At 70.1% G+C, this 23,144-nt stretch carries 20 protein-coding genes; 2 read left to right on the forward strand and 18 right to left on the reverse strand.

Going from position 1 to position 23,144, the window contains the following annotated elements:
* Positions 1-52 precede the first annotated feature (52 nt).
* The 7 genes from glcF to K0H49_RS18665 all read right to left on the reverse strand — a co-directional run bounded on the left by glcF (position 53) and on the right by K0H49_RS18665 (position 7,006).
* Entirely contained in the window at positions 53-1,279 is a 1,227-nt protein-coding gene (gene glcF, locus K0H49_RS18635) for a glycolate oxidase subunit GlcF (RefSeq protein ID WP_219215669.1), read from the reverse strand.
* Positions 1,280-1,326: 47 nt separating this feature from the next.
* A complete protein-coding gene (locus K0H49_RS18640; RefSeq protein WP_219215671.1) occupies positions 1,327-2,133 on the reverse strand; it encodes a YoaK family protein in 807 nt (268 codons plus the stop codon).
* Between the two features lie 10 nt (positions 2,134-2,143).
* On the reverse strand, positions 2,144-3,250 hold the full coding sequence (gene glcE, locus K0H49_RS18645; RefSeq protein ID WP_219215883.1) for a glycolate oxidase subunit GlcE: 1,107 nt from the start codon (positions 3,248-3,250) through the stop codon (positions 2,144-2,146).
* Between the two features lie 41 nt (positions 3,251-3,291).
* Positions 3,292-4,215 (reverse strand): SMP-30/gluconolactonase/LRE family protein, encoded by a 924-nt coding sequence (locus K0H49_RS18650; protein ID WP_219215673.1) that lies wholly within the window; start codon positions 4,213-4,215, stop codon positions 3,292-3,294.
* A gap of 212 nt (positions 4,216-4,427) precedes the next feature.
* Entirely contained in the window at positions 4,428-5,843 is a 1,416-nt protein-coding gene (locus K0H49_RS18655) for an ammonium transporter (RefSeq protein ID WP_219215674.1), read from the reverse strand.
* A gap of 34 nt (positions 5,844-5,877) precedes the next feature.
* Positions 5,878-6,216, reverse strand: a complete 339-nt coding sequence (gene glnK, locus K0H49_RS18660) for a P-II family nitrogen regulator (protein WP_140844855.1) — start codon at positions 6,214-6,216, stop codon at positions 5,878-5,880.
* 58 nt (positions 6,217-6,274) lie between these two features.
* Complete coding sequence (locus K0H49_RS18665; protein ID WP_219215885.1) at positions 6,275-7,006, reverse strand: TorF family putative porin; 732 nt, start codon at positions 7,004-7,006, stop codon at positions 6,275-6,277.
* Between the two features lie 218 nt (positions 7,007-7,224).
* Between K0H49_RS18665 and K0H49_RS18670 the strand changes: the two genes are divergently transcribed.
* A complete protein-coding gene (locus K0H49_RS18670) occupies positions 7,225-8,754 on the forward strand; it encodes a YifB family Mg chelatase-like AAA ATPase (protein WP_219215676.1) in 1,530 nt (509 codons plus the stop codon).
* A 19-nt stretch (positions 8,755-8,773) separates the two neighbouring features.
* Here the strand turns inward: K0H49_RS18670 and K0H49_RS18675 are convergent, their stop codons facing one another.
* Positions 8,774-9,958 (reverse strand): fumarylacetoacetate hydrolase family protein, encoded by a 1,185-nt coding sequence (locus tag K0H49_RS18675; RefSeq protein WP_219215678.1) that lies wholly within the window; start codon positions 9,956-9,958, stop codon positions 8,774-8,776.
* 213 nt (positions 9,959-10,171) lie between these two features.
* Here K0H49_RS18675 and K0H49_RS18680 point away from each other — a divergent pair, with 213 nt between their 5' ends.
* Positions 10,172-11,080 (forward strand): acyltransferase, encoded by a 909-nt coding sequence (locus K0H49_RS18680; protein WP_219215680.1) that lies wholly within the window; start codon positions 10,172-10,174, stop codon positions 11,078-11,080.
* On the opposite strand, the gene K0H49_RS18685 is transcribed toward K0H49_RS18680, so the two are convergent.
* The 10 genes from K0H49_RS18685 to K0H49_RS18730 all read right to left on the reverse strand — a co-directional run bounded on the left by K0H49_RS18685 (position 11,077) and on the right by K0H49_RS18730 (position 23,139).
* The gene (locus tag K0H49_RS18685) at positions 11,077-14,829 is read right to left on the reverse strand and encodes a molybdopterin cofactor-binding domain-containing protein (protein WP_219215682.1); all 3,753 of its coding nucleotides are present in this window, start codon (positions 14,827-14,829) and stop codon (positions 11,077-11,079) included. The genes K0H49_RS18680 and K0H49_RS18685 overlap by 4 nt on opposite strands.
* Positions 14,826-15,302, reverse strand: coding sequence for a (2Fe-2S)-binding protein (locus K0H49_RS18690; RefSeq protein ID WP_219215684.1), 477 nt, complete (start codon positions 15,300-15,302; stop codon positions 14,826-14,828). Before K0H49_RS18690 ends, K0H49_RS18685 begins: the two co-directional genes overlap by 4 nt.
* 13 nt (positions 15,303-15,315) lie before the next feature.
* Positions 15,316-16,023: a bifunctional nicotinamidase/pyrazinamidase gene (gene pncA / locus K0H49_RS18695; protein ID WP_219215686.1), complete on the reverse strand. Its 708-nt coding sequence runs from the start codon at positions 16,021-16,023 to the stop codon at positions 15,316-15,318.
* Between the two features lie 34 nt (positions 16,024-16,057).
* Positions 16,058-16,792, reverse strand: a complete 735-nt coding sequence (locus K0H49_RS18700) for an ABC transporter ATP-binding protein (RefSeq protein WP_219215688.1) — start codon at positions 16,790-16,792, stop codon at positions 16,058-16,060.
* A 2-nt stretch (positions 16,793-16,794) separates the two neighbouring features.
* On the reverse strand, positions 16,795-17,592 hold the full coding sequence (locus tag K0H49_RS18705) for an ABC transporter ATP-binding protein (protein ID WP_219215689.1): 798 nt from the start codon (positions 17,590-17,592) through the stop codon (positions 16,795-16,797).
* Positions 17,593-17,680: 88 nt separating this feature from the next.
* Positions 17,681-19,603: an ABC transporter permease gene (locus K0H49_RS18710; protein ID WP_219215691.1), complete on the reverse strand. Its 1,923-nt coding sequence runs from the start codon at positions 19,601-19,603 to the stop codon at positions 17,681-17,683.
* A 98-nt stretch (positions 19,604-19,701) separates the two neighbouring features.
* The gene (locus K0H49_RS18715; protein ID WP_219215693.1) at positions 19,702-20,907 is read right to left on the reverse strand and encodes an ABC transporter substrate-binding protein; all 1,206 of its coding nucleotides are present in this window, start codon (positions 20,905-20,907) and stop codon (positions 19,702-19,704) included.
* Positions 20,908-20,962: 55 nt separating this feature from the next.
* Positions 20,963-21,547, reverse strand: coding sequence for an amino acid synthesis family protein (locus K0H49_RS18720; protein ID WP_219215695.1), 585 nt, complete (start codon positions 21,545-21,547; stop codon positions 20,963-20,965).
* Positions 21,548-21,575: 28 nt separating this feature from the next.
* Entirely contained in the window at positions 21,576-22,217 is a 642-nt protein-coding gene (locus K0H49_RS18725; RefSeq protein WP_219215697.1) for an amino acid synthesis family protein, read from the reverse strand.
* 22 nt (positions 22,218-22,239) lie between these two features.
* Positions 22,240-23,139 (reverse strand): UPF0280 family protein, encoded by a 900-nt coding sequence (locus tag K0H49_RS18730; protein ID WP_219215699.1) that lies wholly within the window; start codon positions 23,137-23,139, stop codon positions 22,240-22,242.
* Positions 23,140-23,144 lie beyond the last annotated feature (5 nt).

Below are 23,144 nucleotides of genomic sequence, written 5' to 3' on the forward strand. Positions count from 1 at the left end.
TAATGAATTGTCAATTACCGCTTTCCATTCAATGGAACGAGCGTTTTCGTTTTCAATTGGACAAAGCGCTGTCCAGCAATTCGACCCAATGTCGCACCGGCGCCGCGCTCCCGCTTTGCAAATGCGTGATGCAGCCGATGTTGGCCGACGCAATGACCGTGGGCTGCAATTGCTGCAAATGCCCGAGTTTTCGGTCGCGCAATGGGTAGGCCAGTTCGGGCTGCAGCACCGAATAGGTTCCGGCCGACCCGCAGCACAGGTTCGATTCGACCTTGGCGACCTGCACATCGAAGCCCAGCGCGCGCAGAGAAACCTCGACGCCGCCGCGCAGTTTCTGGCCGTGCTGCAGCGTGCAGGGCGGGTGGTAGGCGACCACACCCTGCGGCGCCTTCACGCGGGACACGAGCACCGGGACGAGTTCGGGCAGCAGCTCGCTGAGATCGCGCGTGAGCGCGCTGATGCGCGCGGCCTTGTCCGCATACGCCGGGTCGTCGCGCAGCAGGTGGCCGTACTCGCGCACCGTGACCCCGCAGCCCGAGGCGTTCATCACGATCGCCTCGACCGCGCCGCTGTCGACCTGCGGCCACCAGGCGTCGATGTTGGCACGCATCTGCGCCTTGCCGCCGTCCTGGTCGTTGAGATGGAACTTCACCGCGCCGCAACAGCCCGCCTCGGGCGCGACCAGCGCCTGGATGCCGGCGGCGTCGAGCACGCGCGCGGTCGCGCTGTTGATGTTGGGCATCATCGACGGCTGCACGCAGCCCGCGAGCATCAGCACCTTGCGCGCATGCGTACGCGTCGGCCAGGCGCCGGCGTCCTGCCTGGCGGGCACCTTGGCCTTCAACGCCGCCGGCAGCAGGCCGCACACCGACTGGCCCAGCTTCATCGCCGGCCCGAACAGCGGCGAGGGCAGCGCCTCCTTGAGCAGCCAGCGCGTGGCCGACTCCAGTGCCGGGCGCGGCACCTTCTCGTCGACGATCTTGCGGCCGATGTCGACCAGGTGGCCGTACTGCACGCCGCTCGGGCAGGTGGTCTCGCAGTTGCGGCAGGTCAGGCAGCGGTCGAGGTGCAGCTGGGTGCTGCGCGTGGGTTCCTTGCCCTCGAGCACCTGCTTGATCAGGTAGATGCGCCCGCGCGGCCCGTCGAGCTCGTCGCCGAGCAGCTGGTAGGTCGGGCAGGTCGCGGTGCAGAAGCCGCAGTGCACGCACTTGCGCAGGATGGCTTCGGCCTCGCGGCCATCGGCGCGGTCCTTGAATTCGGGGGCGAGTTCTGTTTGCATGTGGGAGGCTTGTCTTGTTCTTCTGCTGCGGATTGTCGGGCGGACGGCTAGGGCGGTGGCGGCGTCGCACGGGGGCGGAAGCGGCGCGTGAGCGAGGCCAGCAGCAGCTGCAGGTAGGCCGAGCGCCGCAGGTCGCGCCGGAACGGTGGCAGCGACAACGCGAGCAGCAGCGAGGCCAGCGGCACGACCCAGACGAAGCCCACATACTTGAAACCTGCCGCGCCGACCACGCCGCCCGCGATGAACATGGCCAGCAGGCCCCCATAGAAGCGCAGCGCCGCGCGATTGGCCCGCACGCACTGCGCCGGCGGCGTGCCGGGTGCGTTGCGGTAGACCAGCCGGCCGAGCTCGAGGCCCAGGTCGGTGATGTGGCCGGTCATGTGCGTGGTGCGCATCCTGCCGTGCGACATGCTCGAGCTCAGGCCGTTCTGCAGGCCCATGATGTAGGCCAGCAGCAGCACGGTCAGCGGCACCGCGAACAGCGTCGGCCAGGTCAGCGTGACCGCCCCCAGCAAACCGAAGACCAGCAGCAGCGCGGCCTCCAGCATGAGCGGCATGGCGAAGGCGCTGCGCAGGTGGTGCTGGCGAGCCCAGTGCACGATCACCGCGGTGGACGCGGCGCCCACGACGAAGGCCAGCAGCGCGCCCAGCGCCCCCAGCAGCAGCGACACGCTGCCCAGCACCAGCCCGTCGGCCAGCTGCGAAGCGAAGCCCGACATGTGCGAGGTGTACATGTGCACCACCAGCAGCCCGCCCGCATTCACCGCGCCCGCATTGAAGGCCAGCAGCAGACCGAACAGCCGGTCGACCGAGGCCGTGCGATGCCGGCCGGTGAGGTGGAGCAGGCGGCGCATGGCGGTGGCGTCAGGACGCCGTCGCGTCGCGGCGGTACAGGCGGCCGCGGTCGAACACGCCGGCCGGGTCGAACTCCTGCTGCAGCGCCTCGTGGATGCGCAGCAGCGGGGGCGACGGACGCTCGAAGCGCGGCAGCGTGGGCGCGGTCTGATCGGCGGCACGGAACAGCGTGGCGTGGCCGCCCACCGCAGCAGCCGCGGCGCGCAAGCGCGCGCCCTCGCCCGGCGCGGCACGGTACCAGCGCTGGCCACCGTGCCATTCGACCAAGGGCGGCGCGCCGTCGAAGGTCAGCACCGGCGCGGTCTGCGGCACCGAGAGGCGCCACAGTTCATGCACGCCATGCGCCTCGGCGAACCACGGCAGGCGCTGGTCGCGGCAGGCGATCCAGTCGGCCGGCGCATCGGGCCGACGTTCGCCACCCAGCTGCGCGCAGGCCGCATCGACCGCCGCCACCGCGCCGCGCAGCCGCAGGTAGAGCACGCCCTGCCCTTGGTCCTCGACCCAGCAGCTGGCGTTGAGCGGCAGGGGCCGCCCTCCCCAGCCGTTGAGCAGGTCCAGCGCCTCGGCCTGGCCGCACTCGAAGCGCAGCGTGGCTTCGGCCGGCGCCACCGGCAGCACCTTGAGGCTGACTTCGGCGATCAACCCGAGCACGCCCAGCGAGCCGGCCAGCACGCGCGAGACGTCGTAGCCGGCCACGTTCTTCATCACCTGGCCGCCGAAGCTCAGCACCTCGCCGCGGCCGTCGACCAGCGTGGCGCCCAGCACGTAGTCGCGCACCGCGCCCACGCTGGCGCGGGCCGGGCCAGAGAGCCCTGCGGCCACCATGCCGCCGACGGTGCCGCCGGCCTCGAAATGCGGTGGCTCGAAGGGCAGGCACTGGCCTTGTTCGGCCAGCAGCGCTTCGAGCTCGGACAGCAGGGTCCCGGCACGCACCGTGACCACCAGCTCGCTGGGCTCGTAGCTGCGGATGCCGGAAAGCACGCGGGTGTCGAGCCCTTCGCCCTGCGCCGCTTCGCCGTAGAAGTCCTTGGTGCCGCCGCCGCGGATGCGCAAGGGCGTGGCGTCGGCACGGGCGGCGCGGATGCGCTCGACGATCGTTTGAAGCTCGGAGTCCATGCGGTCGATGGTACCGCCGAGGGTGGACATCCAGGCCCGGGTCAATCCTCGAAGAAATGCACCGGCAGGCCCGGCGTCGCGACCCGCGTGGCGAACACGCTGCCCGAGGCCGGCAGGCGCGCGCGCTCGGCCTCGCTGCGGCCCTTGGCCGCGCTGGTGACGAACAGCGTGCGCAGGTCGTCGCCGCCGAAGCAGGGCATGGTCGGGCATTGCGCGGGCAATGCCAGCGCCTCGACCCGCTGGCCGGCGGGATCGAGATGCACGACCTGCGCGCCCTCGAACATCGCGACCCAGTAGTGGCCTGCCGCGTCGACGGTCGCGCCGTCGGGTCGGCCGTCGTAGTGCTGGGTCGATTCGGGCGTCCAGCCGGCAGGCTTGGCATCGAAGCGCGCGAACTCGCGCGGGTTCGACATCGTGTTGGTGTCCATCGCCCAGTCCCAGGCCTTGACCGCATGCGAGGGCGTGTCGGCCCAGTAGAGCGTGCGCGCGTCCGGCGAGAAGCCCAGTCCGTTGGCGGTGGTGGCCTCGTTCGCCATCCGCGTGAGCACCGGCGTGCGGCCGCCGCGTGCGTCGAGGCAGTAGAGCGCGGCGCTGGGCCCGTCCTTGGCCTCGTTCACCGTGCCGGCCCAGAAGCGGCCGAGCGCATCGCACTTGCCGTCGTTGAAGCGCAGCGTGCGGGTGTCGTAGTCGGCGCGCGCCAGCAGCGCCAGTTCGCCGCCCCAGGCCTTCGCGCGGTAGATGCCGTCGCGCAGCGCCAGCACCAGGCCGCCACTGCGCGCGGGCGCGATGCAGCCCGGCTCGGTTGGCAAGCGCCAGCGCTCGACCGTCGCCGAAGCGCCCTCGCCGCGCGTGCGCAGCACCTCGCGCGCCACGATGTCGATCCAGTAGAGCGCGCGTTCCTGCGGATGCCAGAACGGGGATTCGCCAAGCTGGCAGAGGCTGTTTTCGAGAGGTGTCCAGTTCATCGCATCGATTGTGGGGGCGCGGGTGCCGCAGACAAAAAAAAGCCCGCGACGCCGAAGCGGTGCGGGCTGAACATCCGAGGAGACTCTCGCGTGAAAACTCGTCTGATTCCATTCCAGGAACACCGCGGAACCGGCTCTGCCGGGCCGCCGGTGTTGCCCCCTTGAGGGGGAAGGGCCAGGCGACACGCAGTGCGCCTGGACCCTCGGGGGTGTTACCTGTTGTATGCGGTCTCGCCGTGCGAGGAGATGTCGAGGCCTTCGCGCTCTTCTTCTTCCGTCACACGCAGGCCGACGACCAGGTCGGCGATCTTGAAGGCGATGAAGGCCACCACGCCGGACCACACGATGGTGAACACGACGCTCTTGACCTGCACCCAGACCTGCGCACCCATCGAGAAGGTGTCGGGGGTCAGGCCGCCCGTGCCGCCCAGGCTCTGCGAAGCGAACACGCCGGTCAGGATGGCACCCAGGATGCCGCCCACGCCGTGCACGCCGAACACGTCGAACGCGTCGTCGGCGCCCAGCATGCGCTTGAGGCCGCTCACACCCCACAGGCAGACCAGGCCGGCCAGCAGGCCCAGCACGATCGAACCCATCGGGCCGACGAAGCCGGCAGCCGGCGTCACCGCGACCAGGCCGGCGACGGCACCCGAAGCGGCGCCCAGCATCGAGGCCTTGCCCTTGTGCATGCTCTCGCCCAGGATCCACGACAGCGTCGCGGCGGCGGTGGCCAGCACCGTGTTGATGAAGGCCAGGCCGGCCGCGCCGTTGGCCGCACCCGCCGAGCCGGCGTTGAAGCCGAACCAGCCCACCCACAGCAGCGAGGCACCGACCATGGTCAGCGTCAGCGAGTGCGGCGTGAAGGCTTCCTTGCCGTAGCCCAGGCGCTTGCCGACCATGTAGGCACCGACCAGGCCGGCCACACCGGCGTTGATGTGCACCACGGTGCCGCCGGCGAAGTCGAGCGCGCCGTCCTTGCCCAGCAGGCCGCCGCCCCAGACGATGTGCGCCATCGGCAGGTAGCTGAAGGTGAACCAGATCACGGCGAACAGCAGCACGGCCGAGAACTTGGCGCGTTCGGCAAAGGCGCCCACGATCAGCGCCACGGTGATGGCGGCGAAGGTGCCCTGGAACGCGATGAACACGTGTTCGGGGATGGTCGTCAGCGCGCCGAAGGTCTCGGTGGTGACGCCCTTGAGGAAGATCTTGTCCAGACCGCCGATGAAGTTGCCGTCGCCCGAGAACGCCAGGCTGTAGCCGTAGATGGCCCACAGGATGCTGATCAGCGAGAAGATGACGAAGACCTGCATCAGCACCGACAGCATGTTCTTCGAGCGGCCCAGGCCGCCGTAGAACAGTGCGAGGCCGGGGATGGTCATCAGGATGACCAGCAGGGTCGAGGTCAGCATCCAGGCGGTGTCGCCCGAATCGACCTTCGGAACCGGGGCTGCGGCGGGTGCAGCGGCAGCGGGGGCCGCCGCGGCGACCGGGGCGGGTGCGGCGGCCGGTGCTGCAGCCGCGGGCGCCGATGCGGCGGGTTCAGCCGCCGCCGGTGTTTGCGCGAAGCCGGAGACGCCGGCGGTGAGCACGCTCAAGCCGAGCGCCAGTGAGACAAGCAGTTTTTTCATGTCGATTGTTCTTTCGTGCCGTGATGCGCTGGAATCAGAGGGCCTCGCGGCCGGTTTCGCCGGTGCGGATGCGCACGACCTGCTCCAGGTTGTAGACAAAGATCTTCCCGTCGCCGATCTTGCCGGTGCGCGCTGCGCCCTCCACGGCCTCGATCACGCGCTCGACCAGTTCGTCGGCCACGGCCGCTTCGATCTTGACCTTGGGCAGGAAGTCGACGACGTACTCGGCGCCGCGATAGAGCTCGGTGTGGCCCTTCTGGCGACCGAAGCCCTTGACTTCCGTCACGGTGATGCCCTGCACACCGATCGTCGAGAGGGCTTCACGCACCTCGTCGAGCTTGAATGGTTTGATGATGGCTGTGACCAACTTCATGGAATTTCTCCTGGAGATGAAAAGGGGCGGCGCGGCAGCATGGGCCGCGCCTTGTTCTTTAAAGCGTCTTGCTGAGCGTGACGATGGCGCGCGCCTTGTTCACGTCGCCGAAGAAGGCCTTCTTGTTGGCGCCCTGCACGCCGCCGTACAGCGCCACGCCGCTGCCGAAGTCGTACGACACGCCCACGGCGTAGTCGACATAGTTGGGCACGCCCAGGTCCTTGATGTCGCTGGCGAAGCGGGTGTAGCCGATGTTGGCCTTGAGCGTCAGCGAGGGCGCCACTTCCTGGGCGAAGCCGAGGTTCAGGTAGCCGGTGTTCTGGCCCTTGAGGCCCGAGCCCGAGTTCTCGCCGGCCCAGCCGAAGTAGTCCTTCGAGATGGTGTGCGAGTACTTCAGCGTCAGCGGGCCGTAGCTGCCGGCGGCGTAGAGCTCGGTGGTGTTGCCGTTCTTGTTGCCGGGGTAGATGTAGGTCAGGGCTCCCAGGTCCCAGCCGATGCCGCCGGCCGAGAACTTGTAGCCACCGTAGAGATCGCTCTCGATGCTGTTGCCGGGCAGCCAGTCGACGCTGGAGTTCCAGTTGCCGACGTACCAGCCCGTCTCACCGAAGGCGTAGTCGAAGCCGCCCTGGATCGCCGGCTTGACGGCCTTGCTCTTGCTCGAATCCTGGTCCTGGCCGCGGAACTTGTAGTTGCTGGTCAGGGCGACGTTGGCCGTCAGCTGTGCGCTCGCGAACATCGGCAGGGCGGCAAGGGCGGCCACGGCCAGGGCCTGGGCGGTTTTACGGTGCATCATCGAACGGCTCCTCGGGGAATTGGAAGGTAGGGGGAACCTTCTCAAAGCAGGGAGCGTGCCAAATGCGCCAGACCGACTGTCACCGGGCTGGCCATTCAGGGGGAAAAGGCCGTTGCGCCGCGTTACCGGCGTGTTTCAAATCCAGGCTGCGCACCAATGTGAGGTTTGCCCCCAGAGGCCCTCCGGCGCGCACCATGTTGGGGAAAGGGAGCGGAATGAGTCTGTCTTTGGTGCAAAGCCGTGCGCTGCTGGGGCTTGAAGCCGCCAGTGTCACCGTCGAGGTGCATCTGGCCAACGGCCTGCCCAGCTTCACGCTGGTGGGCCTGGCCGAAGTCGAGGTCAAGGAAGCGCGCGAGCGCGTGCGCTCCGCCATCCAGAACGCCGGGCTGGAGTTTCCCCACAACAAACGCATCACGGTGAACCTCGCACCGGCCGACCTGCCCAAGGACTCGGGCCGCTTCGATCTGCCGATCGCGCTCGGCATCCTGGCGGCCAGCGGCCAGATCGAGACGGCCCGGCTGGCCGGCCACGAATTCGCGGGTGAGCTCTCACTCTCGGGCCATCTGCGGCCGGTGCGGGGCGCGCTGGCCATGGCCTTGGCGCTGCACACGCGGGGCGTGGCGACCCGCCTGGTCTTGCCCGCCGACAGCGCGCAGGAAGCCGCGCTGGTGCCCGGCGCCGAGGTCTACGGCGCGCAGCACCTGCTCGACGTGGTCGGCCAGTTCCTGCCGCAGCCCGAAGGCGCGCCCGACGCACCGGCCGCCGAAGGCTGGGCGCGCGTCCAGCCCCGGCTGGGCGTGCCGGCCGCGCCCGGCCCCGACCTGGCCGACGTCAAGGGCCATGCGGGCATCAAGCGCGCGCTCGAGATCGCAGCGGCCGGCCAGCACGGCCTGCTGATGGTGGGCCCGCCGGGTTCGGGCAAGTCGATGCTGGCCCAGCGCTTCGCCGGCCTGCTGCCGCCCATGACGGTCGACGAGGCGCTGGAGAGCGCCGCCATCGCCAGCCTCGGCGGCCGCTTCGCCCTCGAGCGCTGGATGTGCCGCCCGACGGCCAGCCCGCACCACACGGCCAGCGCGGTGGCGCTGGTGGGCGGCGGTTCGCCCCCGCGGCCGGGCGAGATCTCCATGGCGCACCAGGGCGTGCTCTTTCTCGACGAATTCCCCGAGTTCGCGCGCACCGCGCTCGAGGCGCTGCGCGAGCCGCTCGAGACCGGCACGATCACCATCGCGCGGGCCGCACGGCGCGCCGAATTCCCGGCGCGCTTCCAATTGATCGCCGCGATGAACCCCTGCCCCTGCGGCTTCCTGGGCTCGGCCCTCAAGGCCTGCCGCTGCACGCCCGACCAGATCGCCCGCTACCAGGGCAAGCTCAGCGGGCCGCTGCTCGACCGCATCGACCTGCATGTCGAAGTGCCGGCCGTCGCGCCGCAGCAGCTGCTCGATGCCGCGCCGGGCGAGTCGACCGCCGCCATCCGCGCACGGGTCGTGGCTGCGCGCGAGCGCGCGATGGCGCGCCAGGGCACGCCCAACCAGGCGCTGCAGGGCACGGCCATCGACCGCCATGCGGCGCTGACCGCCGACGGGCTGCAACTGCTCTACACGGCGTCGAGCCGGCTGGGCTGGTCGGCGCGCAGCACGCACCGCGCGCTCAAGGTGGCGCGCACCATCGCCGACCTGGCGGGCGCCGAGGCGGTGCAGCCGGCGCACGTGGCCGAAGCCGTGCAGTACCGACGCGCGCTGCGCTGAGCGCGCCGGCCGGGTCCTCTCAGAGCAGCCCGCGCTTGGCCAGGTTGCGCATCAGCGCCGTGATGCCGAAGGTCCAGCGCGGCGCCTGGTCGGCGTGCACCACGCGGTTGACCAGCGCGCCGAGTTCGGGCGCCGAGATGGTCACCTGGTCGCCCACCACGTGCGTGAAGCCCTGGCCCGGGCCGTGGCGGTCCTGCGTGGGCGCGAACATGGTGCCCAGGAACAGCATCAGGCCGTCGGGATAGTCGTGGTGCTCGCCGATGGCCTGGCCGACCAGGTCGAGCGGGTCGCGGCTGATCTTCGACAACGAGCTCGCGCCTTCGAGCGTGAAGCCCTCGGGGCCCCGGACCTTGAGCGCCACCGTGATGCGCCGCACCTCGTCGATGCCGAAGCCGGCATCGAACAAGCGGATGAAGGGGCCGATCGCGCAGGAAGCGTTGTTGTCCTTGGCCTTGCCCAGCAGCAGCGCGCTGCGGCCTTCGAAGTCGCGCAGGTTGACGTCGTTGCCCAGGGCCGCGCCCAGGGTCTGGCCGCGGCTGTTGACGGCCAGCACCACCTCGGGCTCGGGGTTGTTCCAGACCGAACCTGCATGGATACCCACGTCGGCGCCGGTGCCCACGGCCGCCAGCACCGGGGCCTTGGTGAAGATCTCGGCGTCGGGGCCGATGCCGACCTCGAGGTACTGCGACCAGGCGCCCTGCGCGATCAGCACCTCCTTCACGCGCGCCGCCTCGGGCGAGCCCGGCACGATGCCCGCGAGGTTGTCGCCGAGCACGCTGCCCAGCGCCTGGCGCGTGGCCTCGGCGCGCGAGGCGTCGCCGCGGGCCTGTTCCTCGATCACGCGTTCGAGCAGGCTCTCGACGAAGGTCACGCCGCTGGCCTTGACGGCCTGCAGGTCGCAGGGCGCGAGCAGCCAGGGCTGCGTGGCGTCGCGGGCGCTCTCGTCGCTGTTGGCGATCACCTCCGCCAGCGCGGCGATGCGCGGCGCGATGCCGTCTTCCAGCGCCGCACGCACCGCGACCGCCGGCGCATCGCCTTCGAGCAGCTGGCTCATGGTGGGCGCCACGCGCGACAGGTCGTGCAGATGGTCGCCATGCACCGCGACCAGCACCGGCCCGACGTCGGGCAGCCAGATCCGGCCGACCAGCGTGGCGGTCGCGGCGTCGCGCGGGAGGGCGGAAGAAGGATCGAGGGCAAGGGGCATGGTGTGTCTCTGGAATCTTGGAATGGAAGAACGCGACGCGCGCGGACGAAGGCCCGGGCGGCGCAGTCCGCAACGATAACGCCTGCCCTTGGACCTGCGAAGCGAGGGGCTTTGGCGAGCGCGTTTGCGCTGCATCATCTGCTGCCTTCGCGCCATGCGCACAATCGACCCTTCTGCGCGCGCCGCACCCCCCTCTCTTCCGCACCGACACCCATGCTTGGATTCCTCCCCCCGTTCGTCCGCGGCGTCATCGCCGGCCTGCTGCTGGTGATCAACACGCTGTTCTGGTGTGCGCTGCTGCTGTTGCTCTCCCTGGTCAAGCTGCTGCTGCCCTTCGCCGCGGTGCGCCGCGGCATCGACCCGCTGCTCAACGCCATCGCCACCGCCTGGATCGCCTGCAACAGCGGCTGGATGCGGCTCACGCAGCGCACCACCTGGGACGTGCAGGGCGTCGAGGGCCTGGCCTACCGCGGCTGGTACCTGGTGAATGCCAACCACCAGTCCTGGGTCGACATCTTCGTGCTGCAGCACACGATGAACCGGCGCATCCCGCTGCTCAAGTTCTTCCTCAAGCAGCAACTCATCTACGTGCCGGTGATCGGCCTGGCCTGGTGGGCGCTGGACTTCCCCTTCATGAAGCGCCATTCGAAGGCCGACCTGCGCAAGAACCCCGCGCTGCGCGGCCAGGACCGCGAGACCACGCGCCGCGCCTGCGAGAAGTTCGCGCTGGTGCCCACCAGCGTGATGAACTTCGCCGAAGGCACGCGCTTCACCGCGGCCAAGCACCAGGGCCAGTCCTCGCCCTACCGCCACCTGCTCAAGCCCAAGGCCGGCGCGCTGGCGCTGGCGCTGGACGCGATGGGCGAGAAGTTCCAGTCGCTGATCGACGTGACCATCGTCTATCCCGACCGCGTGCCCAGCTTCTGGGACTTCCTCTGCGGCCGCACGACGCGCGTGATGCTGCGTGCGCGCGAGGTGCCGATTCCGGCCGAACTGAGCCGCGGCGACTACGAGGCCGACTCGACCTTCCGCGGCAGCTTCCACCGCTGGCTGGCCGACATCTGGGCCTTCAAGGACGCGCAGATCGAGACGATGCTCGCGTCCGCGAAGAACAAGCGTTAAGGCGGCGCGGCCGCGCGCACGCGCGCCACATCCTTCGCCAGTTCGGGCCAAGGCGCGGCCTGCGGCGCGAAGCGCGCGCGCATGTAGCCGGCCAGCTCGGCGATCTGCGCATCGTCGAGCGCCTCGCGGAAGGCGGGCATGAAGCCGATGTCCTTCGAGGCCGGCTCACGCACCCCGTCGAGGATGGTGCGCAGCAGGTTGTCGGGCCGGTCGCTCGTGAGGTTGCTGTTGAGCGCGAGCGGCGCGTTCACGCCCAGCAGCGTCGGGCCGTCGCCATCGTGGTGGCAGGCCGCGCAGGCGTTGTCGAACAGGCGCTGCGGCGCGCCCATCAGACGGCCCTTGTTGGCGGCCGCGGCCTGCACGGCCTGCGTGGCGAGCGCCTGCGGGTCGGGCACCGCGGGGTTGAAGGAGGCGAGGTAGGTGCTCATCGCGCGGATGTCGGCATCGGGCACCTGGGCCAGCTCGCGCACCACCTCGGCCATCGGCCCGCCGGCGGTGCCGTGCGCAGGCGCGTGGCCGTTGCGCAGGTAGCGGTAGAGCGACTCGGCATCCCAGGGCACGGCCGACTTCGAGCGGCCGGTGAGGGCGGGCGCTTCCCAGCCGTCGGCCATCGCACCCGACAGGAAGGCGCTGCCGCCCTGCTCCGCGCCCAGCGCATTGCGCGGCGTGTGGCAGGCGCCGCAATGGCCCAGGCCGTTGACCAGGTAGGCGCCGCGGTTCCATTCGGCGCTCTGCGTGGCGACCGGCGCATAGGGCGCGGGATCGTGGAACAGCGCGTTCCAGCCGGCCATCAGCGGTCGCACGCTGTAGGGGAATTTCAGATCCGACTTCGGCGTCGCGGCGACCACCGGCGCCAGCGACATGAAGTAGGCGTAGAGCGCCTGCAGGTCGTCGTCGGTGGTCTTGGCGAAGGCCGTGTACGGAAAGGCCGGGTACAGGTGGTGGCCGTCGCGCGAGACGCCCTCGCGCATCGCACGCTGGAAGGCGCTGAAGGACCAGCGGCCCAGGCCGGTCTCGGGATCGGGCGTGAGGTTGGTGGTGTAGATCGTGCCGAAGGGCGTGTCCATCGCGCGGCCTCCCGCATTGGGCGTGCCGCCGGCGGTCGTGTGGCACACCGCGCAGTCGCCCATCGCCGCGAGCACGCGGCCGCGCTCGACGGTGACGGCGCTGTAGACCGGCGCGGTGAGCGACACCGGCGCGATGGCCGAGCGCCAGCCCAGCAGCCCGGCGACCACGCTGAGGCCGCCGATGACGAGGGCGGCGCCGGTGGCCCAGACGCCCTTGCGTTGCGGCCAAGGCATGTCTGCCTTGCTCCTTCCCCCTTTGGGGGAAGGCGGGGATGGGGGCGGCACCGCCTCGCCCTGCCCAGGCCGCAGGCCCCCACCCCCGCCCTCCCCCGGAGGGGGAGGGAGTGAAGCCCGGTTCAATGCGGCCAGCACCGTCTCCGGCGTGAACGGCGGCGACCGGAAGCGCACACCCGTCGCATCGAAGATCGCGTTCGCGATCGCGGCCGTGCCCGGCACCGAGGACGATTCGCCCGCGCCGAGCGGCGCCTCGCCCTGGCGCGGCATGTGCATCACCTCGATCACCGGCACCTGGCGGAAGTTGAGGATCGGGTAGCCGCCCCACTCGCGGTTGGCCACCACGCCCGAGGCCGGCCGGCCCACCATGACTTCACCGGCGGGCGCGCCGCCGGCCTGCTGCGGCGCGAAGCGCACCTCTTCCATCAGCGCGCGGCTGGTGGTCTGGATCACGTTGCCGTGGATCTGGTGCTCGACGCCCGCGGGGTTGACCATCATCCCGGCGTCGTGCCCCACCACCACGCGGCGCACATGCACCTCGCCGGTCACGCGGTTGACCTCCACGTCGGCCACCCAGGCGGCCCAGGCCGCGCCGAAGCCCGGCCACTTGCTGTGGATGTAGCGCGCATACGCGAAGCCCTGGCCGAACAGGATGTCGCCGCCCTCGCCCAGCCCACCGTCCGCGTTCTCCTGCGGCCCGGTGCGCATGCGCCAGCCGGCCTTCTGCGCCGTGGCCTGCACCAGCTCGGCGGCGCGCGGGTCGTGCAGGTGGCGCAGCCGGAACTGCACCGGATCGACGCCGGCCGCGGTCGCGAGTTCGTCGATGTACGACTCGTGCGCGAAGGAGCTGGGCAGTGCCGACACACCGCGCAGCCACGAGGCACGCACGATCGGCGCCATGTCGTTGACCTTCACCCGCAGGTTGTCGACCGTGTAGGGCGGGCGCGCGGTGCGGTCGCCCATCTCGTAGGCCTGCGCCACCGGCTCGACCGTGCGCGTGAGCAGCAGCGCCAGCGTGGGCGCGCCGTTCGACGGGTACGAAGTCTCGAAGTCGTAGCCCGCGATGCCGCCCTCGGCGTCGAGGCCGCCGTTGACCTCCATCAACTGCGCGGCGCCCTTGGGCTCCCACGCGTGTTCCTGCTCGCGCGAGAGCTGCACCCGCACCGGCGCGCCGGCCGCGCGCGCCAGCAACGCGGCGTCGGCCGCCACGTCGTCGGCGCCGTTGCGGCCGTAGCAGCCCGCGGCCTCCATGCGCACCACGTCGATCTGCAGGTCCTGCAGGCCCATGAGTTTGGCCAGGTCGGCGCGCAGCACATGCGGGTTCTGCGAACCGGCCCACACCTTGAGCTGGAAACCGTCGGCCGCGTCGGCGCGCCAGTCGGCCAGCGCGCACGACGGCCCGATCGACGCATGCATCTGGTAGGGCCACACATAGGTGCGCCGCATCGGCTGCGCGGCGCGCGCCAGGGCGCCGTCGACATCGCCGTCGTCGACCAAGAGGCGCTGCGTCGCGGGGTTGTCGCGCAAGGCCTGCGCCACGTCCGACAGGTCGGGCATGCCGGGCCAGGCCTTCCAGCGCACGCGCAGTTCGCGCATCGCCTGCTCGGCGTGTTCCTCGCGCTCGGCCACCACGCCGACGAAGTCGCGCAGCACCACCACCGCGCGGATGCCGGGGATGTGCGCGATCGAGGCCTCGTCGACCGACTCCAGCGTGTTGCCGATGTAGTCGCCGTGGTCCGCGCCCGCATAGGGCGGGCGCACCACGCGGCCGTGCAGCATGCCGGGCACGCGCATGTCGTGCACGAACACCAGCTCGCCCGCGAGCTTGGCCGGGATGTCGACGCGCGACTGCCGCGTGCCGACCAGCCTGTAGTCTGCCGCGTCCTTGAGCGGCGCATGGAGGTCGAGCGTGAGCACGGTGCGCTGGCCCGCGACCAGCGCGCCGATGGGCAGGCGCTGTGCCGCGTCGGCCTTGACGCTGACCACGCCGTCGTCGATGCGCAGCGCATCCACCGCCACGCCGAAGTACGCGGCCGCGCGCGCCAGCAGCCAGGCGCGCGCCTGCGCCGCGGCGGCACGCAAGGGCACGGCGTGGATCTGGATCGAGGCGCTGGCGATGGTGGCGCCCTGGTTGGGCGCGCGCGCCGTGTCGCCCAGCACCATGTTCAAGGCACCGAGCGGCACGTCGAGCTCTTCGGCCGCGATCTGCGCCAGCGCGGTGCGGATGCCCGTGCCCAGGTCGACGTGGCCGTTGAGGGCGGTCACGCTGCCGTCGTCCCACACCGCGATCAGGATCTCGTCGCCCTCGGCCGGGTTGCCCGCGACCGCGATCGGCTGCCCCTTGGCCGGCGCCATCGGCGGCGGCGTGGGCCGGCTCACGACCAGCACGCCCTCGGCCGAGAGGAAGTCGCCGCGGGTGTGCGGCAGGTCGGCGCGCCGCGCGCTCATGCCGCGCCGCCGGCGATGCGTTCGGCCGCGAGCTGCACCGCGCGCACGATCTCGACGTGCGTGCCGCAGCGGCAGAAGTTGCCCGAGAGTTCGGCGCGGATGCGCGCCTCGCTGGGCTGCGGCTCGCGCGCCAGCAGGGCCGCGGCCTGCATCACCATGCCGTTGAGACAGTAGCCGCATTGGGCGGCCTGCGCGTCTTCGAAGGCTTGCTGCACGGGGTGCCAGTGGGCGCGCGAACCGAGTCCTTCCAAGGTCGTGATCTCGCGCCCCTCCACGCCATGCGCCGGAATCACGCAGCTGCGCGCCGCCACGCCGTCGACCCACACGGTGCAGGCGCCGCACTGGCCGAGCCCGCAGCCGTACTTCGGCCCGTTGAGGCCGAGTTCGTTGCGCAGCACATGGAGCAGCGTCGCCTCGTGCGACACGGCCAGCGTGGTCGCGCGCGAGTTGACGACGAGGGCGAGTTCGACCAACGCAGCGCCTGGCCTAGCCGATGTCCGAGGACTGGATGCGCTTCACGCCCTTGGACGCCATCTGCTTCCAGGCCGCGGCCAGCGAACCGTTGAGGTCGATGCCGCGCGTCGCGTCCTCGATCACGTAGGCGTCGAAGCCGGCCTTGCGCGCATCCATCGCGGTCCAGGCGACGCAGAAGTCGGTGGCCAGGCCGGTGACGAACACGGTCTTGATGCCGCGCGCCTTGAGGTAGCCGGCCAGGCCGGTCGCAGTCTTGTGGTCGGCTTCCTCGAAGGCCGAGTAGCTGTCCATCTCCTTGTGGAAGCCCTTGCGGATGATCAGCTGCGCGGTCGGCACCTTGAGCTCCTTGCCCAGCGCGGCGTCCTCGGTGCCCTGCACGCAGTGGTCGGGCCACAGCACCTGCGTGCCGTAGTTGAGCTTGGTGGTCTCGAAGGGCTTCTTGCCCGAATAGGTGCTCGCGAAGGAGGCATGGCCCGCGGTGTGCCAGTCCTGCGTGACCACGATGTTCTCGAACGACGGCGCCAGCGCGTTGATCACCGGGATCACCTCGTTGCCGCCCTTGACCGCGAGCGTGCCGCCTTCGAGGAAGCAGTTCTGCACGTCGACCACGATCAGCGCGGCCTTGCCGCCGGGCTTGAGCTTGCCCGCGGCGAAGAGCTGCGGCGACAGCGCGACCAGCCCGAGGGCGGCGCCGGCTTGGAGAACGGTTCTGCGGTGCATGGTGGAACTCCTGACGAGGTGATGAGGAAGGGGATCAGACGCTGAGATAGGCGCGACGGACTTCGTCGTTGGCCGCCAGTTCGGCCATCGTGGCCTGGTAGCGGATCTGGCCCTTCTCGAGCACGTAGGCCCGGTCGGACACCAGCTCGGCGAAGTGCATGTTCTGCTCCGACAACAGGATGCTCACGCCCTGCGCCTTGAGCTCGAGGATCATGTTGGCCATCTGCTCGACGATCACCGGCGCCACGCCTTCGGAGGGCTCGTCGAGCAGCACCAGGTAGGGGTTGCCCATCAGCGTGCGCGCGACCGTGAGCATCTGCTGCTCGCCGCCGCTCATGCGGCCGCCGGGGCGGTGGGGCATCTCGCCCAGGTTGGGGAACAGCTTGAACAGCCGCTCGGGCGTCCACACGGGCGCGGCGCTGCCGTCGTTCCAGCGGCGTTCGGGCTGGCGGCCGACCTCGAGGTTCTCCATCACCGTGAGGTCGGTGAACACGCGCCGGTCCTCGGGCACGAAGCCCAGGCCCAGGCGGGCCGCGACGTGCGGCTCGCTCTTCGAGATGTCCTGGCCCAGGAAGCTCACGCTGCCCTTGCGCTTGGCCAGCATGCCGATCAATGTCTTGAGCGTGGTCGACTTGCCCGCGCCGTTGCGGCCCATGAGCGCCACCACCTCGCCGCGCCGCACCTCGAGGTCGACGTCGTAGAGGATCTGTGCGGCGCCGTACCAGGCGCAAACCGATTTCGCCGACAGCAGTGTCTCGTGCGTGCTCATGCTCAGGCTCCCACCGCGGCATTGACTTGCGCGGCTTTCTCTGCGATTTTTTCGAATGTCTTGCCGCTGCCGAAGTACACCTCCTGCACCTTCGGATGGTCGCGGATCTCCAGCGGCTTGCCCTGCGCGATGAGCCGGCCGCGGGCCAGCACGATCATGCGGTCGGCATAGGCGAACACCACGTCCATGCTGTGCTCGGTGAAGAGCACGGCCATGCCGCGCTGGATCACCAGCTCCTTGGTCAGCGCCATCAGCGAATTGCGTTCCTTGGGCGCCATGCCCGCGGTGGGCTCGTCCATCAGCAGCAGCTTGGGCGCGTTGGCCATCGCGATGGCCAGCTCGACGCGCTTGACGTCGCCGTAGGCCAGCTCGCTGCAGGGCCGATCGGCTTGAGCTTTCATGCCGACCTGCTCGAGCAGCGCCAGCGCGTCCTCGCGCCGGTGGTCGGCCGCGCGCCGCCACATCGAGAACAGCTTGCCGTCGTGCGAGAGCAGCGCCATCTGCACGTTCTCGACCACGGTCAGCGAGGCGAAGGTCTCGGCGATCTGGAAGGTGCGGCCCACGCCCATGCGCCAGATCTCGCGCGGCTTCAGGCCCACGAGTTCCTGGCCGCCGAGCCTGATCGAACCCTGGTCGGCCTTGAGCTGGCCGTTGACCATGTTGAAGGTGGTGGACTTGCCGGCGCCGTTGGGGCCGATCAGCGCCAGCAGCTCGCCGGGCGCGAGGTCGAAGCTGATGCCGTCGACGGCCTTGACGCCGCCGAAGGACTTGCCCAGGTTGGTGACTTGCAGGAGGGTCATCGGGAATCTCGTTGGAAAGCGGTGCGCGCAGGCGCGCAGGGCAAGGCGCCCGGAGCGGCGACGGCGTGGAAAGAAAGCCCCCTGACCTTCACGCCTTCACCTCCCCGAGCGCCGGTGCTTCGGCCTTGGCGCTCTTGCGCCGGCGATCGACCATCTGCTTGATCGAGCCCGCGATCCCCTGCGGGAACAGCAGCACGAGCAGCAGGATGATCGCGCCGAGCATCGCGCGCCAGTAATCGGTGTTGCGGGCCACGGTGTCGTGCAGCCAGGTGAAGGTCACGGCGCCCACCACCGGGCCGGCCAGCGTCTGGATGCCGCCCAGCAGCACCATCACCAGGCCGTCGACCGACTTGCCGACCGCCATCGACTCGGGCGAGATGCTGCCCTTCGAGAATGCATAGAGCGCACCGGCCAGGCCGGCCACCGTGCCCGCCACCACGAAGGCGGCCCACTGCATGCGCTTGACGTCGATGCCGATCGCGTCGGCGCGCAGCACCGAGTCGCGGCCCGCGCGCAGCGCATAGCCGAAGGGCGAGAACAGCACGCGGCGCAGCCACCACACGCCACCGCCCACCAGCGCCAGCGTGACCCAGTAGTAGACGCGCTTGTCCGACAGCCACTCGGAGGGCCAGACGCCGGTCAGGCCGTTGCTGCCGCCGGTGAAGCTGTCCCACTGGTAGGTCACGGCCCAGGTGATCTGCGCGAAGGCCAGCGTGAGCATGGCCAGGTACACGCCCGACAGGCGCACCGCGAACCAGCCGTAGACGAAGGCGCCCAGCGCGGCGATCAGTGGCGCGGCCACCAGCGCCAGTTCCATCGGCATGCCGCTGGAGCGCACCAGCAGTGCGGCGCCGTAGGCACCGAGGCCGAAGTAGGCCGCGTGGCCGAAGGAGTGCATGCCGGCCGGGCCCATGATGAAGTGCAGGCTCGCGGCGAACAGCGCGGCGATCAGCAGGTCGATCATCAGCACCACGGTGTAGGGCGCGTTGGCCGTGAGCAGCGGCACGGCCGCCAGCACCAGCGCGAACAGCGCGGCGCCGATCACGTAGCCGCGGCCCGCGCGGCGCAGCGGTTCTTCCTGCATGCCCACGTAGCGGCTGGGCGCCTGCGCCCGGCCCATCAGGCCCCACGGGCGCCAGACCAGCACCACGGCCATCACCAGGAAATCGACCACCAGCGTGAGCTTGGAGAAGGAGACGGCGAAGCCGAAGATGTTGACCACACCCAGCCAGATGCAGATCGCCTTGAGTTCCGCGATCAGCAGCGCCGCGACGTAGGCGCCGGGCAGCGAGCCCATGCCCCCCACCACCACCACCACGAAGGCGGCGCCGATGGTGTTCAGGTCCATCTCCAGCGTCGCGGGTTCGCGCGGCAGCTGCAGCGCGCCGCCCAGGCCGGCCAGCAGCGCGCCGAGCGCGAACACCGCGGTGAACAGCCAGGCCTGGTTCACGCCCAGCGCGCTGACCATCTCGCGGTCCTGCGTGGCGGCGCGCACCAGCGTGCCGAAGCGGGTGCGCGTGAGCAGCAGCCAGACCAGGCCCAGCACCACCGGGCCGACCACGATCAGGAACAGGTCGTAGGAAGGGAACTGCCGGCCCAGGATCTCGACCGAGCCGCGCAGGCCGGGCGCGCGCGGGCCCAGCAGTTCGTCGGGGCCCCAGAGCCAGAGCACCGCGTCCTTGATGACCAGCACCAGCGCGAAGGTGGCCAGCAGTTGAAAGAGTTCGGGTGCCTTGTAGATGCGGCGCAGCAGCAGCACCTCGATCAGCGCGCCGAGCACGCCCACCACCACGGCGGCGAGCAGCAGGGCCGGCCAGAAGCCCAGGCTGCCGCCCAGCTTCTCGACCAGCGTGTAGGCCACGTAGATGCCCACCATGAAGAAGGAGCCGTGCGCGAAATTGACGATGCGCGTCACACCGAAGATCAGCGAAAGACCGGCCGCCACGAGGAACAGCGAGGAGGCACCGGCCAACCCGTTGAGCAACTGAACGACAAAACCTGAAAAACTCATCGGGGATCCTTGGGGGACGCTTTATTCATTCGTGGGGGCCGCCGCACGCGGCCGCCCGAGGCGACACGCCGTGCGCGTCGCTCGGGGGCGAGCCGCAGTTACTCGGCGGGGCGCATCTTCTTGACTTCTTCGTCCGAGGGCTGGAACTTGGCGCCGTCGAGGTACACGTAGTCGACCATCACGCCCTTGCCGTTCTCGTTCTTGGTCTTGCCGACGTACGCACCCATGGTGGACTGGTTGTCCTGCGGGCGGTAGCTGAACTTGCCGAAGGGGCTGTCGACCTGCAGGCCCTTGAAGGCCGCGATCAGCTTCTCGGTGTCGGTGCTGCCGGCCTTCTTGATGCCGACCGCGAGCGAGTGGATCGCGCTGTAGCCGACCACCGAGCCCAGGCGCGGGTAGTCCTTGAACTTGGCCTGGTAGGCGTCGGCAAAAGCCTTGTGCTCCGGCGTCTTGAGCGAATCCCACGGGTAGCCGGTCACGATCCAGCCGTTGGGCGCTTCGTCCTTGAGCGGGTCGAGGTACTCGGGCTCGCCGGTCAGCACGCTGACCACTTCACGGCCCTTGAACAGGCCGCGCGTGTTGCCTTCGCGCACGAACTTCGACAGGTCGGCCCCGAAGAGCACGTTGAAGATCGCGTCGGGCTTGGCATCGGCCAGCGCCTGCGCCACGCTGCCCGCGTCGACCTTGCCCAGCGGCGGCGCCTGCTCGGCGACGAACTCCACGTCGGGCTGCACGGCCTTGAGCAGCTGCTTGAAGGTCGCGACCGAGGACTGGCCGTACTCGTAGTTGGGGTAGACCACCGCCCAGCGCTTCTTCTTGAGCTTGGCGGCCTCGGGCACCAGCATCGCGACCTGCATGTAGGTCGACGGGCGCAGGCGGTAGGTGTAGCGGTTGCCGTTGCTCCAGACGATCTTGTCGGTCAGCGGCTCGGCCGCCAGGTAGAAGAACTTCTTCTGCTTGGCGAAGTCGGTCAGCGCCAGGCCGGTGTTCGACAGGAAGGCACCGGTCAGCACGTCGACCTTCTCGCGCGAAACCAGTTCCTCGGCCACGCGCACCGCGTCGCCGGGGTTGGCGTTGTCGTCGCGGCTGATGAGCTCGAGCTTCTTGCCGTTGACGCCGCCCGCGGCGTTGATCTCGTCGATCGCGAGTTCCATGCCCTTCTTGTAGGGCTCGAGGAAGGCCGGTTGCGCCTTGTAGCTGTTGATCTCGCCGATCTTGATCACGCCCTGCGCATGCGCGGGAACGAGGGCGGTGGCGAGCGTGGCGACGGCGGCCGCGCTGAAGACATGACGCAATGGGTTCATCGGGAAACTCCTGAAGAGGTCGGACACAGAAAAAACAATGCGAGGGTGCGGGGGGTCAGCGCAGGCCGTCCTGGCCTTTGATCTCGCCATGCTGCAGCCCGCCGATGCGCGGCAGCGGACGGCCGCTGTCGGTCACGGCCACGGCCACCACGATCTCGTTGGCGCGCGGCGCATCGGACACGCGGGCTTCGATCGCGTCGAAGTGGCTGCGCACGAAGGCCGCATCCTTGTGGCCCAGCGGCACGTCGATGGCGGTGCCCAGCGTGCCGCGCTTCTTGGCCGAAGGCACCAGCGCGGCGCCCTTCTCGACCGCCACGCGCAGCGGTGCGCCCAGCTTGGGATGCAGGATCGCGGCCGCATGTTCGAGCTCGCCGGCCTCGCCCACGATCGCGGCCTTGCCGTAGCTCTGAGCGTCGGCGGGCGCGATGCCCAACGCGGCCACGGCCTTCTGGCCCAGCAGCGCGCCGAGTTCCTCGCCGATGGCGATCAGTTCGTCGAGGTTCTCGCTGTAGCGGCCCGCGTAGGGGTTCTCGATCACGGCGATGGCGACGGCACGGCGCGTGGGCGGCGTGACGTCCTGGCCCATTTCCTTGCGGGTCTCGTCGACCTGGATGACGAGCTTGCGGATGTTGGCGGTCATGTCTTGATCTTCCTTGGTTGTCTCGGGCTCAGCGCAGGCCGTCCCATTTGCTGATGTCTTTCGCCAGCAGGCCGCCGACGCGCGCATGGACACGGTAGCCGGTGCTCATCGCGAGGATGAAGACGATCTCGTCGGCCGCCGGCGCGCCGGGCACGCGCACCTCGATGGCGTCGAACTGGCCGCGCACATAGCTGGCGTTGATGTTGGTCAGCGGCACGTCGAGCGCGGCACCGGGCGGGCCCACCTTCTTGGTCGAGGGCACGATCGACAGCGCGTTGCCAGGCTGGCCGCTCTTGTCCTCGGCCTTGCCGGCGGTGTAGGCCGCGCGGTCGCCTTTCCAGCCGAGCAGTTCGCGCATCGCGTAGCCGCCGGGCACATGCCACAGCGCACCGTGCTCGAGCTCGCCCGCGGCGCCGACGATGGCCCCCTTGCCGTAGGTGGAGATGGCTTCGAGCGGCACGTCCATGGCCGCGTGCAGCCGGTGCGCCATGTCCACGCCCACCGGGTCGAGCAGCGCCATCATCGGCAGGATGTCCGGCTCGTAGCGGCCGGCGAAGGGATTGGTCATCACCACGCCGACGGCGCCACGCACCAGCGGCGTCGCGGCGCGCGGGCCGAACTCGTGGTGGATGTGCTCGACATGGGTGAAGACGCGACGGATATCGATCATGGAATGAAGGCCTGTCTTTTCGTTAAGCAAATACTGAACCAACTGCAGCAGCCGGCACGTTGGCGCGGATGGAGCATAAGGGTTCGACCTGGCGCCATTGCCCCTGGCAAACCAGCACCGCGGCCCAGATCCGGCCCTGCCGTTGCAGCGCCTGCGCACGGCGCGCGCCCGCATCGAGTGCACGGCGCACCGAGTCGGGCGCCAGCGGCGGCACCTCGACCGTGACCGGGATGTCGCCGAGGTCGCTGTCGTCCTTGCAGTCGCGCGCCGGCAGGCGCCGGATCGCGGCATCGTCGACGTCCACTGCATTGGCGATCACCGTGGCCGCGGCATCGGCCTGCGACGCGGTCGCGGCCAGCACCGTCACGCTGTCGGCGATGCCCAGCGAGAAACTCCGGCCGCGCCAGCCGCTGGTGGCGACGCCGCGCACCGGCTGGTCGGCCCGGATCTCGAACTGGCCGTCGGTCGCGAGCGGGCCGGTGTCGCGCAGGTCGAAGCGCGCCAGGTCGGCGAACAGCCCGACGCGCGCCGAGCGCCCCGGCGCCAGGTGCAGCGCGATGTCGCCGCCGTTGTTGACCCAGGCGCGCTCGATGCCGGGCCGGCGGTAGAACGCGACGATCTCCTCGGCCACCGCGCCCGCGACCGCGGCCATGGGTGTGATGAAGGCCTCGCTGAACGGCGCGCAGGCCTGCCACATGCGTTGTGCGACCGGACCCTGCAACGGGCAGTGGGCACCGACGGGCGCGCGCAGCGCGGGCAACTCGCGCACCAGCTCGGCCAGCAGCGGCTCGAAGCGCGCCCAGGCCGCCGCATGCGCATCGGCCACGGCCGCGGCTTCCCCCTCGGCCTCGATCAGCAGATCGATCGGTCCGTGCTGGAAGTGCCAACGCTGGGCGTCGAGCTGGCGGCGTTCGGCGTGCATGGAAC

The sequence above is a fragment of the Variovorax boronicumulans genome (assembly GCF_019352895.1).
In the GTDB taxonomy this organism is placed as follows: Bacteria; Pseudomonadota; Gammaproteobacteria; order Burkholderiales; family Burkholderiaceae_C; genus Variovorax; species Variovorax boronicumulans_A.

What these genes read in the sequence shown, in the direction of transcription:
- glcF (WP_219215669.1), bottom strand. Translation starts at nt 1,279, where the DNA reads ATGCAAACAGAACTCGCCCCCGAATTCAAGGACCGCGCCGATGGCCGC.
- K0H49_RS18640 (WP_219215671.1), bottom strand. Translation starts at nt 2,133, where the DNA reads ATGCGCCGCCTGCTCCACCTCACCGGCCGGCATCGCACGGCCTCGGTC.
- glcE (WP_219215883.1), bottom strand. Translation starts at nt 3,250, where the DNA reads ATGGACTCCGAGCTTCAAACGATCGTCGAGCGCATCCGCGCCGCCCGT.
- K0H49_RS18650 (WP_219215673.1), bottom strand. Translation starts at nt 4,215, where the DNA reads ATGAACTGGACACCTCTCGAAAACAGCCTCTGCCAGCTTGGCGAATCC.
- K0H49_RS18655 (WP_219215674.1), bottom strand. Translation starts at nt 5,843, where the DNA reads ATGAAAAAACTGCTTGTCTCACTGGCGCTCGGCTTGAGCGTGCTCACC.
- glnK (WP_140844855.1), bottom strand. Translation starts at nt 6,216, where the DNA reads ATGAAGTTGGTCACAGCCATCATCAAACCATTCAAGCTCGACGAGGTG.
- K0H49_RS18665 (WP_219215885.1), bottom strand. Translation starts at nt 7,006, where the DNA reads ATGCACCGTAAAACCGCCCAGGCCCTGGCCGTGGCCGCCCTTGCCGCC.
- K0H49_RS18670 (WP_219215676.1), top strand. Translation starts at nt 7,225, where the DNA reads ATGAGTCTGTCTTTGGTGCAAAGCCGTGCGCTGCTGGGGCTTGAAGCC.
- K0H49_RS18675 (WP_219215678.1), bottom strand. Translation starts at nt 9,958, where the DNA reads ATGCCCCTTGCCCTCGATCCTTCTTCCGCCCTCCCGCGCGACGCCGCG.
- K0H49_RS18680 (WP_219215680.1), top strand. Translation starts at nt 10,172, where the DNA reads ATGCTTGGATTCCTCCCCCCGTTCGTCCGCGGCGTCATCGCCGGCCTG.
- K0H49_RS18685 (WP_219215682.1), bottom strand. Translation starts at nt 14,829, where the DNA reads ATGAGCGCGCGGCGCGCCGACCTGCCGCACACCCGCGGCGACTTCCTC.
- pncA (WP_219215686.1), bottom strand. Translation starts at nt 16,023, where the DNA reads ATGCACCGCAGAACCGTTCTCCAAGCCGGCGCCGCCCTCGGGCTGGTC.
- K0H49_RS18700 (WP_219215688.1), bottom strand. Translation starts at nt 16,792, where the DNA reads ATGAGCACGCACGAGACACTGCTGTCGGCGAAATCGGTTTGCGCCTGG.
- K0H49_RS18705 (WP_219215689.1), bottom strand. Translation starts at nt 17,592, where the DNA reads ATGACCCTCCTGCAAGTCACCAACCTGGGCAAGTCCTTCGGCGGCGTC.
- K0H49_RS18710 (WP_219215691.1), bottom strand. Translation starts at nt 19,603, where the DNA reads ATGAGTTTTTCAGGTTTTGTCGTTCAGTTGCTCAACGGGTTGGCCGGT.
- K0H49_RS18715 (WP_219215693.1), bottom strand. Translation starts at nt 20,907, where the DNA reads ATGAACCCATTGCGTCATGTCTTCAGCGCGGCCGCCGTCGCCACGCTC.
- K0H49_RS18720 (WP_219215695.1), bottom strand. Translation starts at nt 21,547, where the DNA reads ATGACCGCCAACATCCGCAAGCTCGTCATCCAGGTCGACGAGACCCGC.
- K0H49_RS18725 (WP_219215697.1), bottom strand. Translation starts at nt 22,217, where the DNA reads ATGATCGATATCCGTCGCGTCTTCACCCATGTCGAGCACATCCACCAC.
- K0H49_RS18730 (WP_219215699.1), bottom strand. Translation starts at nt 23,139, where the DNA reads ATGCACGCCGAACGCCGCCAGCTCGACGCCCAGCGTTGGCACTTCCAG.